The organism is Vitreoscilla filiformis, from assembly GCF_002222655.1.
In the GTDB taxonomy this organism is placed as follows: domain Bacteria; phylum Pseudomonadota; class Gammaproteobacteria; order Burkholderiales; family Burkholderiaceae_C; genus Ideonella; species Ideonella filiformis.
On the sequence record NZ_CP022423.1, the window covers coordinates 3,162,364 to 3,176,752 of the forward strand.

At 62.8% G+C, this 14,389-nt stretch carries 14 protein-coding genes; all 14 read right to left on the reverse strand.

Annotation, left to right across the window (positions count from 1 at the left end; genetic code table 11):
• Position 1: 1 nt before the first annotated feature.
• The 14 genes from VITFI_RS14965 to VITFI_RS15030 all read right to left on the reverse strand — a co-directional run bounded on the left by VITFI_RS14965 (position 2) and on the right by VITFI_RS15030 (position 14,099).
• Entirely contained in the window at positions 2-376 is a 375-nt protein-coding gene (locus VITFI_RS14965) for a YqjK family protein (protein WP_089417654.1), read from the reverse strand.
• 27 nt (positions 377-403) lie between these two features.
• Positions 404-802: a phage holin family protein gene (locus VITFI_RS14970; protein ID WP_157725709.1), complete on the reverse strand. Its 399-nt coding sequence runs from the start codon at positions 800-802 to the stop codon at positions 404-406.
• Positions 799-1,110 (reverse strand): DUF883 family protein, encoded by a 312-nt coding sequence (locus VITFI_RS14975; RefSeq protein WP_089417656.1) that lies wholly within the window; start codon positions 1,108-1,110, stop codon positions 799-801. The genes VITFI_RS14970 and VITFI_RS14975 overlap by 4 nt, the downstream gene beginning before the upstream one ends.
• Positions 1,111-1,194: 84 nt before the next feature.
• Positions 1,195-2,988, reverse strand: a complete 1,794-nt coding sequence (gene aspS / locus VITFI_RS14980) for an aspartate--tRNA ligase (RefSeq protein WP_089417657.1) — start codon at positions 2,986-2,988, stop codon at positions 1,195-1,197.
• Between the two features lie 14 nt (positions 2,989-3,002).
• Positions 3,003-3,692, reverse strand: a complete 690-nt coding sequence (locus VITFI_RS14985) for a DUF502 domain-containing protein (RefSeq protein WP_198301786.1) — start codon at positions 3,690-3,692, stop codon at positions 3,003-3,005.
• Entirely contained in the window at positions 3,679-3,960 is a 282-nt protein-coding gene (locus VITFI_RS14990) for an FmdB family zinc ribbon protein (protein ID WP_089417658.1), read from the reverse strand. Before VITFI_RS14990 ends, VITFI_RS14985 begins: the two co-directional genes overlap by 14 nt.
• A gap of 86 nt (positions 3,961-4,046) precedes the next feature.
• Positions 4,047-5,606, reverse strand: coding sequence for a ubiquinone biosynthesis regulatory protein kinase UbiB (ubiB, locus tag VITFI_RS14995; RefSeq protein ID WP_089417659.1), 1,560 nt, complete (start codon positions 5,604-5,606; stop codon positions 4,047-4,049).
• A 72-nt stretch (positions 5,607-5,678) separates the two neighbouring features.
• On the reverse strand, positions 5,679-6,221 hold the full coding sequence (locus VITFI_RS15000) for a hypothetical protein (protein ID WP_089417660.1): 543 nt from the start codon (positions 6,219-6,221) through the stop codon (positions 5,679-5,681).
• Between the two features lie 42 nt (positions 6,222-6,263).
• Complete coding sequence (gene galE, locus VITFI_RS15005; protein ID WP_089417661.1) at positions 6,264-7,292, reverse strand: UDP-glucose 4-epimerase GalE; 1,029 nt, start codon at positions 7,290-7,292, stop codon at positions 6,264-6,266.
• 7 nt (positions 7,293-7,299) lie between these two features.
• Positions 7,300-8,031: a bifunctional demethylmenaquinone methyltransferase/2-methoxy-6-polyprenyl-1,4-benzoquinol methylase UbiE gene (ubiE, locus tag VITFI_RS15010; RefSeq protein WP_089417662.1), complete on the reverse strand. Its 732-nt coding sequence runs from the start codon at positions 8,029-8,031 to the stop codon at positions 7,300-7,302.
• A 26-nt stretch (positions 8,032-8,057) separates the two neighbouring features.
• Entirely contained in the window at positions 8,058-8,450 is a 393-nt protein-coding gene (locus VITFI_RS15015; RefSeq protein WP_332461888.1) for a DUF971 domain-containing protein, read from the reverse strand.
• A 14-nt stretch (positions 8,451-8,464) separates the two neighbouring features.
• Positions 8,465-8,920 carry an HIT family protein gene (locus VITFI_RS15020; RefSeq protein WP_089417664.1) on the reverse strand — a complete coding sequence of 152 codons (456 nt, stop codon included), beginning with the start codon at positions 8,918-8,920 and terminating at the stop codon, positions 8,465-8,467.
• A complete protein-coding gene (locus VITFI_RS15025) occupies positions 8,917-9,828 on the reverse strand; it encodes a VirK/YbjX family protein (protein WP_157725710.1) in 912 nt (303 codons plus the stop codon). The genes VITFI_RS15020 and VITFI_RS15025 overlap by 4 nt, the downstream gene beginning before the upstream one ends.
• Before the next feature lie 341 nt (positions 9,829-10,169).
• Positions 10,170-14,099, reverse strand: a complete 3,930-nt coding sequence (locus VITFI_RS15030; RefSeq protein WP_089417666.1) for a DUF3683 domain-containing protein — start codon at positions 14,097-14,099, stop codon at positions 10,170-10,172.
• Positions 14,100-14,389: the final 290 nt, after the last annotated feature.

The following is a 14,389-nucleotide window of genomic DNA, read 5'->3' on the forward strand; positions in this document are numbered from 1 at the left end:
GTCAGCGCCAGCGCTCCAGCGCCCAGCGCACCGCAGCCAGCCAGGGCGCTGGCGCGGGGGCCGCTGCGGCGCCAGCTTGCATGGCCCGCACGCGCTGCCACAGCCGCCACACCGACCATGCCCGACGCGCCCAACGCCAGACTCGGCGCGGACGCAGCAGCGCCAGCACCCCGCCGACACCCAATGCCACAGCGGCCAGCCCTTGGCGATGTGCCTGGGCCCAGCGCCAACCGGCACGGGCACGCTGCACCCCACAGGCCCAGCGATCCCAACGCTCCAACTGCCCGGCGACTTGCTCACGCAACGCCGCCGATTCGGCAATCAACGCTTCACGGCGCTGGCGCAAGGACGCCGCACGGGTGCTGGACAGGGGCATGGAAACGACGCCTTCGTTGCGCAGGCGCTAGCGGTGCAGGCGATCTTGATCGCGCTGCAACTCGGCCAAGCTGGCGGCGAACAACTGGGAGCCCTGCTGCACCAAACGCACCACGCACACCACTGCCACGCCACCGACGCCCACAAACAGGGCGCACAGGCTGAGCAACACGGCCACGCGGTGTTCTTCCCAGAACAACACGGCCAGCAGCACCGCACCGCACACCGCCGCCATGCTCAGGCAAATGGCGGCCACAGCGCCCCAAGCCAAAATGTGCTTGAGGCGCAGCGACTCCTCCTCGACTTCGAGCGCCAGCAGTTGCAGGCGCACCTGCAACAGCGCCACCCAAGGGCGCAGGCTGTCCAGCACCGGGTGGCGGCGTTCGCCGGGGCTGTCCGGCGAGGAGGAGGTACGCGAGTCGCTCAACGGCGGCCGATCAGCAAGCCGATGACCAAACCGGCCCCAGCAGCCACGCCGATGGCCTTCCAGGGGTTGTCGTGAACGTAGGTGTCGGTGACGCGGGCCACTTCGCGGGTCTTGGCGCGCAAGGCGGCATCGGCTTCGGCCAGACGTTCGCGGGCGGTGTGGATGTTGTCCACCAGACGAGCACGCAGATCGGCCACCTTGTCTTCGGTTTGATGGGCCGTGGCTTGCAGCAGTGCCTCAGCGTCCACGATGACTTGTTTCAAGTCATCGACCATCTTTTCCTTGGTGACCACAACGGCTTCAGTCATGTCTCGATCTCCTTCGAAAGTGTATTGACGGAGAGTCAGGCTAGCACGGATGGGCCTCCCCTGACATTCCCGTCATCAAGGGACTTATTGCGCCGCCGCAGCCGCGTTGCGCAAACGGATGTGCAGCTCACGAAGCTGCTTTTCGTCCACGTTGCTCGGTGCCCCGGTCAGCAGGCACTGGGCGCGCTGGGTCTTGGGGAAGGCGATCACGTCGCGGATCGACTCGGCCTTGGTCATCAGCGTGATCAAGCGATCCAAGCCGAAAGCCAAGCCACCGTGCGGCGGCGCGCCGTATTGCAGCGCGTCCAGCAAGAAGCCGAACTTGATGCGCTGTTCTTCCGGCGTGATTTTCAGGGCTTCGAACACCTTGGCTTGCACGTCGGCACGGTGGATCCGGATGGAGCCGCCGCCCAGTTCCCAGCCGTTCAGCACCATGTCGTAGGCCTTGGCCACGCAAGCGCCGGGGTCGGTGGCCATGAGCTGCTCGTGGCCGTCCTTCGGGCTGGTGAAGGGATGGTGGCAGGCGTTCCAGCGGTCTTCGGCCTCGTCGTGTTCGAACATGGGGAAGTCCACCACCCACAGCGGCGCCCACTTGTCTTCGAACAAACCCTTTTGACGGCCAAACGCGCTGTGGCCAATCTTGATGCGCAGCGCACCGATGGCGTCGTTGACGACCTTGGTTTTGTCGGCACCGAAGAACAGCAAGTCCCCGTTGCACGCGCCGGTGCGAGCCAGGATTTCAGCGATCGCCGCGTCGTGCAGGTTCTTGACAATGGGCGACTGCAAGCCTTCGCGGCCCTTGGCCACGTCGTTGACCTTGATCCAGGCCAGGCCCTTGGCGCCGTAGATTTTGACGAACTCGGTGTAACCGTCAATGTCCCCCCGGCTCATTTCGGCACCACCCGGCACACGCAGCGCCACGACGCGGCCGCCTTGCATGGTCGCCGGGCCAGAGAACACCTTGAAGTCCACCGTCTTCATCACGTCGGTGAGTTCGGTGAATTCGAGCTTGACGCGCAGGTCGGGCTTGTCCGAGCCGTACTTGAACATGGCTTCGGAGTAAGGCATCACCGGGTAGGCCGGCAGATCGACGCCGATGGCGTTCTTGAACACCGAGCGGATCATGCCTTCGAACATCGAACGGATTTCCTCTTCCGTCAGGAACGAGGTTTCGATATCGATCTGGGTGAATTCCGGCTGGCGGTCGGCGCGCAAGTCTTCGTCGCGGAAGCACTTGGTGATTTGGTAGTAGCGGTCAAAACCGGCCACCATCAGCAACTGCTTGAACAACTGGGGCGACTGCGGCAGCGCGAAGAACATGCCATCGTGAACGCGGCTGGGCACGAGGTAATCGCGGGCGCCTTCCGGGGTGCTCTTGGTGAGCATCGGGGTTTCGATGTCCACGAAACCGTTGGCATCCAGGAACTTGCGCACTTCCATGGCCACGCGGTAGCGCAGCATCAGGTTTTTCTGCATCTGCGGGCGACGCAGATCCAGCACGCGGTGCGTCAGGCGCACGGTTTCGCTCAGGTTGTCGTCGTCCAGTTGGAACGGCGGCGTGACGCTGGGATTCAGCACTTCCAGCTCATGGCACAGCACTTCGATTTTGCCGCTGACCAGGTTGGTGTTCTCAGTACCCGCCGGGCGAGCGCGCACCAAACCCACAACCTTCAAGCAAAACTCGTTGCGCACGCCTTCGGCGGTCTTGAACATGTCCGGGCGATCCGGATCGCAAACGATCTGCACCACGCCTTCACGGTCGCGCAGGTCGATGAAGATCACGCCGCCGTGATCGCGGCGACGGTGCGCCCAGCCCATCAGGGTGACGGTTTGCCCCATCAGCGCGTCGCTGACCAGGCCGCAGTAACTTGTTCTCATAGGAATCTCGATGTTCAGGGATGAGGCTTGGCGCCTGGCGCGGCGCTGGGCGTGGCACCCTTCGGCGCGACCACGCCCATAGAAATGATGTGCTTGAGCGCTTCATCCACGCTCATGCGCAAGGGCCGGATTTGGCTGCGCGGCATCATCAGGAAAAAACCAGACGTTGGGTTGGGCGTGGTCGGCACGTACAGGCTGACGTGCTCCTCGTCCAAGTGGGCGGCCACCTCGGCGCTGGGCTTGCCGGTGACAAACGCGATCGTCCACGACTGGGCGTGTGGATACGGCACCAACACGGCTTCGCGGAAAGCGTTGCCGCTGCTGGAAAACAGCGTGTCCGACACCTGCTTGACCGAGCTGTAGATGCTTTTGAAGATGGGGATGCGGTGCATGAGCGCATCCCACTTGCGCACCCACCACTGGCCGGCCATGTTGGTGGCGAACACCCCCGTCAGCAGCAGCAGCGCCACCATGACGCCGACACCAAAGCCTGGGATGTGGCGCAACTCGTCCAACCCGGTGCGGGTGCTTTCTGGCAAAACAGCCTGGGTGAGCGACAGCACAGCGCCGAACATGCTGTCCATGAGGCCCAACAGCCACAGCAGCACCCAGACGGTGATGGCCAAGGGCAGCCACGTCAGCAGCCCGGCGATGATGTATTTCTTCACAATGTCGCGCCGATTCGGGCCGTCAATGGCAGGCACACGAGCCGCCGCACGGCGGTGTCGAGGGGCTGCTTTGCGCCGCTGGTGCCGGCGATGGTGCCGCAGCCGACGTCGCGCCGCTGCTGCTGCCACGGAAGTCGGTGGCATACCAGCCCGACCCCTTGAGCTGGAACCCCGCCGCCGTGATCTGCTTGGCGAACTGCTCGGCACCGCACGCCGGGCAAGTGGTCAATGGGGCATCGGACATCTTTTGCAGCACATCACGCGCATGGCCGCAGGCCTCGCAGCGATAGGCGTAGATTGGCATGGGCAAATCCTTGATTCAAAAAGAAAACAGATGGGAAATTATAGGAGGCACCAATAAGCACATGCCGTGCCGGCTCGCCACCTGCCTCACCCCCCACCCATGAGCTGCGTCACCAGCCGCGTCACCACGACACCGAACAAAAAGCCCATCACGCCCCACAGCACCGCCGACAACAACCAGTTGGTGCGGCGCTGTTCGCGCAGGATGGCTTTGAGCAGCGCCCGGTCGTCACCCGCTGGCGGAGCAGACAAGCGTTGGTGCATCAAACGCGGCAATTCGGGCAGCAGCTTGGCGTAGTGCGGGGCCTCGTCCTTGAGGCGCCGCACCAAGGCACGCCAGCCCACTTGCTCGTTCATCCAACGTTCCAAGAACGGCTTGGCGGTTTGCCACAAGTCCAGATTCGGGTCGAGTTCGCGCCCCAAACCTTCGACGTTGAGCAAGGTTTTTTGCAACAACACCAGTTGCGGCTGAATCTCAACGTTGAAGCGGCGCGATGTCTGGAACAGCCGCATCAGCACTTGGCCCAGCGAAATGTCCTTGAGCGGCTTGTCAAAATGCGGCTCGCAGGTGGCGCGAATCGCTTGCTCCAATTGTTCGATGCGGGTGCTGGCCGGCACCCAACCGCTTTCAACGTGCAATTCGGCCACACGTTTGTAATCTCGGCGGAAAAAGGCGATGAAGTTTTGCGCCAGGTAATCCTTGTCCACCTCGGTGAGTGTGCCGACGATGCCGAAATCCAGCGCGATGTAACGCCCAAATGTTTCCGGCGCCAAGCTCACTTGGATGTTGCCGGGGTGCATGTCGGCGTGGAAATAGCCGTCTCGGAACACCTGGGTGAAGAAAATGGTGACGCCATCGCGGGCCAATTTTTGAATGTCCACGCCGGCATCGCGCAGCCGATCCACTTGGCTGATGGGCACACCTTTCATGCGCTCCATCACCAGCACGGTTTGTGTACACAGCGGCCAGTGCATTTCCGGCACCAAAATCAGCGGCAAATCGGCCATGTTGCGCCGCAGTTGCGCGGCGTTGGCGGCTTCGCGCACCAGATCGAGTTCGTCGTGCAAATACGTGTCGAACTCGGCGACAACCTCGCGTGGGCGCAGCCGTTTGCCATCGGCCCACAGGCGCTCCACCCAGCGGGCCAGCGTGTGCAAGATGGCCAAATCGTCATCGATGACGGACAGCATCCCTGGCCGCAGCACCTTCACCGCCACTTCGCGCCCATCGTGCAGGGTGGCGAAATGCACTTGGGCGATGGAGGCACTGGCCACAGGCTCGGCCTCGAAGCTGGCGAACACGTCCTCAATCGAGCGGCCCAAGCCCTGCTCGATCAAGCGCCGCGCCTGCGCAGCGGGCACCGGAGGCACGCGGTCTTGCAGCAGCGCCAGTTCCACGGCGATGTCCGGCGGCACCAGATCGCGCCGGGTGGACAGCACTTGCCCGAATTTGATGAAAATCGGCCCGAGCTGCTCCAGCGCCAAGCGCAGGCGCACGCCGCGTGGCTGGTCAAACTGGCGGCCCAGCACGGTGAGCCGCAGCAGCGCCAGCACCCACGGGTGACGGAAGCCCGACAGGGCGACCTGGTCCACGCCGTGGCGCATCAGGGTCAGGACGATGCGCAGAAGTCGAGCAACAAATCGCATGGCAAGGCGGAGGTGACAACGAGACGTCCGCGCCAGGCCCAACGCCCTGCGCGGCAAGAGGCCCCCGGCGAATCAGGAGCGGCGCAGACCGGCCACGCCTTGCATCACCGAGCGGGCGGCGGCCAGGGCTTGGCCGCTCACACGGCTCATCCCTTCAGCAACAAGGGGGCCGAACAGGCGTTCGACGTCGGCAGCCACGTCCCAACGCACGTTGGCAATCACCCAACTGACGTCGGCGGCCAAGGTGGCATCGCCTTCGACGCGCACGGGCGGCAGTTCACCCGCCGCCAAACGCCGCATCACCTCCAGCGGCTGGGACAGATCCATGCGCAAACGCAAATCGGCCACTGGCTCGGCGGCCCCCACGTCCGGCGACTCCAGCAAACCCGCCGGGGTGATGCACAAGGTCAGCGCCGGCGGTGTGGGCAGCGGCAGGCGCCAGCCCTCAACCTCAATGTGCAGCGCACGGCCCGCATGGGCCTTCAGGCGCTCGGTGGCCGCTGGAGCGCTGCTCAACACATGGTTGGCCAGCAGAATGAGCCGGGCGGTGGCGGCTGGCAGCACCAAATCGGTGAGGGCCGTCACGGGGGCGAGGAAGGCGGAGGTGTCAGGCATGGCCGGGATTGTACGGAGGCCCATTCCACCCTGCCGGCCCGGTCATTCGGCGGCGCTGGCGTAACCGTTGGGGTTTTGGTGCTGCCAACGCCAACTGTCGGCACACATTTGCGCCAAGCTGCGCTGGGCTTGCCAACCGAGCTGCTCGCGTGCCAAGGTGGCGTCGGCGTAGTAAGACGGCAAATCCCCCGGGCGACGATCAACGATTTTGTACGGGATCGGGCGGCCTGCCGCCTCGGAAAACGCCTGCACCAAATCCAGCACGCTGTAGCCCACGCCAGTGCCGAGGTTCACCGTCACCGATTGTTTTTCGCCCAACAGGTAACGCAACGCAGCGACGTGGCCTTCGGCCAAATCCATGACGTGGAGGTAATCGCGCACGCCGGTGCCATCGGGCGTGTCGTAATCGCCGCCGAAGACCGAGAGGAACTCGCGCCGCCCCACCGCCACTTGCTGGACGTAGGGCATGAGGTTGTTGGGCACGCCGCGTGGATCCTCACCGATGCGGCCACTCTCATGCGCGCCCACCGGGTTGAAGTAGCGCAGCCACGCGATGTTCCACGCTGGGTCGGCGGCTTCCAGATCGCGCAGGATTTGCTCGCCCATCAGCTTGGTGCGCCCGTAGACGTTCATCGCCGCCAGCGGGTGTGCCTCGGTGTAAGGCAAAAACTGCGGCTCTCCGTACACCGTGGCGCTGGAGCTGAACACGAAGGTTTTGACGCCGCGACGCGCCATGGCTTCGCACACACTCACCAAACCGCCCAGGTTGTTGCGGTAGTACAGCAGCGGCTGGGCGGTGGACTCGCCCACAGCCTTGAAAGCGGCGAAATGCACCACGGCATCGATGGCGTGGGTTTGAAAAATGGCGTCGAGGGCAGCGCCGTCGTTCACATCGGCACGCACGAACGTGGGTTCGCGCCCACCCAGCTCGGCCAAGCGTTTGAGCACTTCGGGCGAGCTGTTGGAAAAATCATCGACGCCAACCACCTCGAACCCGGCGCTCCACAGCGCCAGCCAGGTGTGAGAACCGATGTAACCCGTGGCGCCAGTCAGCAAAACGGTTGCAGGCATGAGCAGCTCAACACTTGATGCCAACGTGCAGCGCCACCACGCCACCCGTCAGGTTGTGGACATCGACGTGGCCAAAACCCGCCGTTTTCATCATGGCTTTGAGCGTGGCTTGATCCGGGTGCATGCGGATCGATTCGGCCAGGTAGCGGTAACTCTCGGCGTCGCCCGCCACCAGTTGGCCCAGTTTGGGCAGGACGCTGAACGAATACCAGTCATACGGTTTTTGCAGCGGCGCGGCCACCTTGGAAAACTCCAGCACCAGCAACCGGCCACCGGGGCGCAACACGCGGCACATCTCGGCCAGGGCGGCGTCTTTGTGCGTCATGTTGCGCAGGCCGAAGGCCACGCTCACCAAATCAAACTGGCCGGTTTTGTAGGGCAGTTTTTCGGCATCACAGACGTTGGTGGGCAGCACCAGGCCCTCGTTCAACAGCCGGTCGCGGCCCGTGGAGAGCATGGCGTAATTGATGTCGGTGTGAACCACCGTGCCCGTCCCGCCAACTTTGCGGGCGAAGGCACGGGCCAAGTCACCGGTGCCGCCAGCGATGTCCAGCACTCTGTCGCCGGTCTTGAGGTTGGCCACGGCCACGGTGTAGGCTTTCCAAGCACGGTGCAAGCCCATCGACATGAGGTCGTTCATCACGTCATATTTGCTGGCCACCGAGTCAAACACGCCTTTGACCTTGCGCGCCTTGTCCTGTTCATCCACGGTTTGAAAACCGAAGTGGGTCTGCGACATGGGAAATCCTTTGGAATGCTGAAAACTCAATGGCTGGCGCAGGCACTGCCTGGCTTGGGCGGCATCGGGGTGTCACGTGTCACGCCGGCGGCTTGCAGCCGAGCTTCGTACTGAGCCCACAGCGCGGCTTGCTGGCTGCCGAGCTGGTAGAGGTACGTCCAAGTGAAGATGCCACTGTTGTGGCCATCGTCAAACGTGGGCTGCACGGCGTAGTGCCCGACGGGCTCCACCGCCACGATGTTGACGTGGCGCTTGCCGGTTTGCAGCACCTCTTGGCCGGGGCCGTGGCCCTGCACTTCAGCCGAGGGCGAGCACACGCGCATCAACTCAAAAGGGATGGAAAAACGCGCGCCGTCGTCGAACGCGATGTCGAGTCGGCGGGACTGCTGGTGCAGCACCAGTTCGGTGGGCATGGGCATGGCCATCTCCTGAATCAAGCCGGATCGACCAGCAAACGCAACGCAGCTTGCACCGCAGACACCACCCGGGGCATCTGCGCTTGCACCGCCGCCAAGCGGGCCTCATCCACGGGCCGTTGTGCGGGAGCCCAAATCGGCGCGGGGAAATGGCTGTCCCAATCGAAGCGCGCCACGATGTGCCAGTGCAAATGTGGCACCACGTTGCCCAACGAGGCCAAATTCACCTTGGTCGGACGCAACTGGGTGCGCAAGGTGCGTTCGATGGTGGCCACCAATTGCATGCAATGCAGTTGCATGGAAGCCGGCAACTCGCTGAACTCGGCCACATGCGGGCGAGCCACAACGCGGAAAAAAGCCGGGAACCCCGGTTCTTCAGCGCGGATGACATACCAGTGGCGATCAAACCAGAGGAAGTCTTTCGACTGAGGGTGGCAGAGGGGACAAGCGGACGGTTGGAGAGGTGCAGTCATGTAGCAGGCGAAGACACGATATCGGTACAGGCCGTATTGGATTGTCCGATATCGTGAATGCGCTGCTGGATCTGCGCCAGTAATTCATAGCGTCGGCGGTATTGCGCGCGCTTTTTGGCCGGGACATCTGCCATGTCGCGGGGAACGAACTGGCTGCTCAGGGCGAAAAAGCCATCGTCACGCAACAGCCCGCCTCGGTCACGCCAGATTTCGTCGTAGGAGGCTGTGGTGATTTTGTCCACCTTCCCAGCAAAGTACGGGTGGCGGTGGTGGCGATGGGCATCCGAGATGGCATAAATCGACTGCACCTGGGCGGCCTCGCAGATGAATTGCAACACGGCCACCAGCAAGTCACGCGGGCGGCAACCGTGGCACTGCTTGGTCAACTGGCCGTAGAGGTCGTTCACGCCCTCAATGCTGCGCCCTTGGATGCCCCCAACATACGCCACGGTTTGCCCATTGACTTGTCCGAGCGAAAACGCAATCGAGTACGCCCGAAAGTGGCCGACAAACAAGCTGATGGCCAGCTCCCCTTCGCGAAACAGCCACAGGGGGCGATCCAACTGCAAGCTCCAATCGGGATGGAGGTGATCCAGGCGTTGCAACACCCAACGGTGCCCGACGGGCATGTCCAGCCAACGCATGGGCAGAACCATGCGGTGGTGCTCAAAAAACGCCGCGAAACGACGCTCCACCGACCACTCGTTGTGGATGTAAGGCCACACCGACATGCCGATGACTTCGGGACGGCTGGTTTGAACCCATGACAGTGGTGAGCCACGCGAAGCGCTCACCAGCGGTTCCCAATGCTGGCGGTGTACCAGCACTTTGGCCGCGAATTGCCCCCGACTGACCCAACCCGACAAACCCGGCTGAGGATAGACCGCACGGGCAGCGTGCCACACCATCCTCAGGGCGGTATTTTTTCGGTTTGGGCCACCGTCGAGAGACACGGAAGCATTGGAAGACATGCTCATGCCGCTGCGCACAGACCCCAGAGCAGGTGCTGTTTCCATGAAAGGTGCCGAACATCAAGGCGGCAGTTGCCAAGGATTGTCACAACACCCCCGCCTTTGTGATGTGACCCCTATTCTTCCGACTCGGCGTGGCATGTTCTTTTATGGGATGACCGCCTGCTTTCGGAGGATTTTTGAAGGTTTCATATTCTTACATTAGGAAACCGAGGCCCATAGCCGGTATGCGTCTGAGACACACCACTTTCGTGGGACAGACATCATCTGCCCTCAGGTCACACCAGCACGCGCTCAATACCACCCTGGTTGGCACGCTGGACGTAATCGACCATCCAGTTTTCGCCCAAGCGCTTGCGCGCCATTTCTACCACGATGTAATCCGCCTCCAGCAAACCATTGACCAAATCGTCGCCATAGCGGCTCAAGCCTTGCAGGCAGCTCGGGCAGGACGTGAGGATCTTCACATCTTGCTTTTCGCCCACCACGCCGGTGGCACGCAATGCAGTTTCAGCCTTGCGGATTTCCTCTTCCTTGCGGAAGCGCACCTGGGTGGCGATGTCTGGCCGCGTCACGCCCAGGGTACCGGATTCTCCGCAGCAGCGCTCGCTTTTCACCACCGCCGGCCCGACCAACGCCTTCACCGTCTTCATCGAGTCCTGCAACTTCATCGGGTTGTGGCAAGGCTCGTGGTACAGGTAACCGCCCTGGCCACCATCGAGCTTGAGGCCCTTTTCCAGCAAGAATTCGTGAATGTCCACGATGCGGCAGCCGGGGAAGATCTCCTCAAACTTGTAACCCTGCAACTGGTCGTAGCAGGTGCCGCAGCTCACCACCACGGTTTTGATGTCCAGGTAGTTCAGCGTGTTGGCCACGCGGTGGAACAGCACGCGGTTGTCGGTGATGATTTTTTCGGCTTTGTCGAACTGGCCTGAGCCGCGTTGCGGGTAGCCGCAGCACAGGTAGCCCGGCGGCAGCACGGTTTGCACGCCCGCTTCCCACAGCATGGCTTGGGTGGCGATGCCCACTTGGCTGAACAAGCGCTCCGAGCCGCAGCCTGGGAAGTAGAACACCGCCTCGGAATCCACCGTCGTCGTCTGCGGGTTGCGGATGATGGGGACGTAGTTGCGGTCTTCGATGTCCAGCAGCGCCCGCGCCGTTTTCTTGGGCAGGCCGCCCGGCATTTTCTTGTTGACGAAGTGGATCACCTGCTCTTTCACGCCCGCCAGCGTGAACGGCGGTGCGCCCACCGTCGCGGGCGGGGCGCTGGTTTGCTTCTTGGCCGCGAGCTTAAAGACATCGTGCGCCAGGCGCTGCACCTTCATGCCCACACCCACCATCGCTGTGCGGGCCAGCTTGATGGTTTCAGGATTGGTGGCATTGAGCATGAACATCGCCGCTGCGTTGCCCGGGCGGAAGCTCTTTTGACCCATTTTGCGCAACAGGTTGCGCATGTTCATGGTCACATCGCCGAAATCGATCTTCACCGGGCAAGGCGTGAAGCACCTGTGGCAGACCGTGCAATGGTCGGCCACGTCCTCGAACTCCTCCCAGTGGGCGATGGACACGCCCCGGCGCGTTTGCTCCTCATACAAGAAGGCTTCCACCAGCAGCGAGGTGGCCAGAATTTTGTTGCGCGGGCTGTAGAGCAAATTGGCACGCGGCACGTGCGTAGAGCACACCGGCTTGCACTTGCCGCAGCGCAGGCAGTCCTTCACCGAAGCGGCAATGTCGCCGATGTCGCTCTGCTGCATGATGAGCGATTCATGCGTCATCAAGCCGAAGCTGGGCGTGTAGGCGCGGCTCAGATCGGCGGTATGCACATCGTCACCCAAGCGGGTGAGTGCCTCGCCGCGCAGCAGCTTGCCCTTGTTGAAACGCCCTTGCGGATCCACCTTGGCCTTGTAGGCGGTGAAGTTGGCCAGCTCGTCGTCGCTCAAAAATTCGAGCTTGGTGATGCCAATGCCGTGCTCGCCCGAGATCACCCCGTTCAAGCTGCGCGCCAGCACCATGATGCGCGCCACCGCCTCGTGGGCGGTTTGCAGCATCTCGTAGTTGTCGGAGTTGACGGGGATGTTGGTGTGGACGTTGCCGTCCCCCGCATGCATGTGCAGCGCCACCCAGACGCGCCCGCGCAGCACCTCTTTGTGGATGCGCTTGCACTCGTCAATCACCGGCGCGAAGGCCGCCCCTGCGAACAACACCTGCAAGGGCTTGAGGATTTCCGCACGCCACGACGCACGCAGGCTGTGATCCTGCAACTGGTCGAAAAAGCTGCGGGTTTCGTTGGGCAGCACCGCGTCCAGATGCTGGTTCCAGTGCTGCCACTGGGCGCGCACGTCGCGGATCAGCGTCAGGGCTTGCTGCACGCGGTCTTGCAACAGCTCGTCGCTGGGGCGCTCGGCTTCGTCGCTCTTGCCCAGCGGGAGGTTGCCCTGCTCGAAGAAGGCTTCCAACTGGTGGGCCAGCGCGATCTTGTTGCGCAAGCTCAGTTCGATGTTGATGCGCTCGATGCCCAGGGTGTACTCGCCCATGCGCTCCAGCGGGATCACCACGTCCTCGTTCACCTTGAAGGCGTTGGTGTGGCGCGAAATCGCCGCCGTGCGCTTGCGATCCAACCAGAACTTCTTGCGCGCCTCGGCGTTCACGGCAGTGAAGCCTTCGCCCGAGCGGCCATTGGCCAGGCGGATGACTTCGCTGGTGGCACGGGCCACGCGGTCGGCATCGTCGCCGACGATGTCGCCAATCAGCACCATTTTCGGGAAACCGCCGCGTTTGCTCTTGGTGGTGTAACCCACCGCCTTCAAGTAACGGTCGTCCAAGTGCTCCAAGCCGGCGAGGATGGCCCCGCCCGGCTGCTTGGCCTCTTGGAACATGAAGTTCTTGATTTCCACGATGGACGGCACGCAGTCCTTCGGGTTGCCGAAGAACTCCAGGCAAACGGTGCGCGTGTGCTCGGGCATGCGATGCACCACCCAGCGCGCGCTGGTGATGAGGCCATCGCAGCCTTCTTTTTGCACGCCCGGCAGGCCGGCGAGGAACTTGTCCGTCACGTCCTTGCCCAGGCCCTCTTTGCGGAAGACGCGGCCCGGAATATCGAGGCGCTCGGTGCGCTCCAGCACTTTGCCGGTGGCGTCGAAATACTTCAGTTCGAAGCTGGCGATTTCCACATCGTGGATCTTGCCCAGGTTGTGACCGATGCGCGTCACCTCCAGCCATTTGGCTTCGGGCGTCACCATGCGCCAAGAGGCGAGGTTGTCCAGCGCCGTGCCCCAGAGGACCGCCTTTTTGCCGCCAGCGTTCATGGCGATGTTGCCGCCGATGCAGCTCGCCTCCGCCGACGTGGGATCGACAGCAAAAACGTGGCCGCCGCGCTCTGCCGCATCGGCCACGCGCTGCGTCACCACACCGGCGCCCGTCCAGATCGTGGCCACGGGCTTGTTCACACCGGGCAACTGCACGAACTCGACTTCCGTCATCTGTTCGAGTTTTTCGGTGTTGATGACCGCGCTCTTCCAGGTGAGCGGCACGGCGCCGCCGGTGTAGCCAGTGCCGCCGCCACGCGGGATCACCGTCAGGCCCAGTTCGACGCAAGCGGCCACCAAACCGGCCATGTCCTCTTCGCTGTCGGGTGTGAGCACAACGAAGGGGTATTCGACGCGCCAGTCGGTCGCGTCGGTGACGTGCGAGACGCGGCTCAGGCCATCGAACTTGATGTTGTCCTTGGCAGTGTGGCGCGCAAACAACTTACGGCAACGCTGGCGCAGTGCGCCGACCTCATCGAAACGACGGGCAAAGCGCTGCACCGCTGCCCGCGCCAGCGTCAGCAGTTCGCCGACGTAGGCATCGCGCTGGGCATCGTCCTGCGGCGTGCGGCGCTTTTCGACCTCGCTCAGACGGTGGTTCAACGCCCCGATCAGCAGCTCGCGCCGATTCGGGTTGTCCAACAAATCGTCTTCCAGGTACGGGTTGCGCTGCACCACCCAGATGTCGCCCAGCACTTCGTAGAGCATGCGGGCGGAGCGGCCAGTGCGGCGCTCCTCGCGCAACTGGCCCAGTACCTCCCAGGCGCGTTCGCCCAGCAGCCGACAGACGATCTCGCGATCCGACAGCGAGGTGTAGTTGTAGGGAATTTCGCGCAAACGCGGGGCTGCGCCGGCATGGGCCGCCGCAGCGTCGGTGAGGGCTTGGGTGTGGGGTGCGTTCATCGGCCAATGGGCTTGGCCGGGGATGGGTGGCCAGCGGGCCCAACCCGCCGCAGCCAGCGTGTCACGGAGGTGGCGTCAGGGGTTGACGCGGGGGGCAAGTTTACCGCAGGGGAGCGCCATCAATGTCGACAAGGTCAATCGCCTCTCTATCGTACTTTAAGATCAATATCAATACTCAATCCAATTTAATTAAAAACAGGAACCCAAATCACCAACTTATAAAGTTATGATTAAACTTTAACCATAAAAAAAACCCCAAACAAAATTTTCTCTTTACAATTAACACGCCC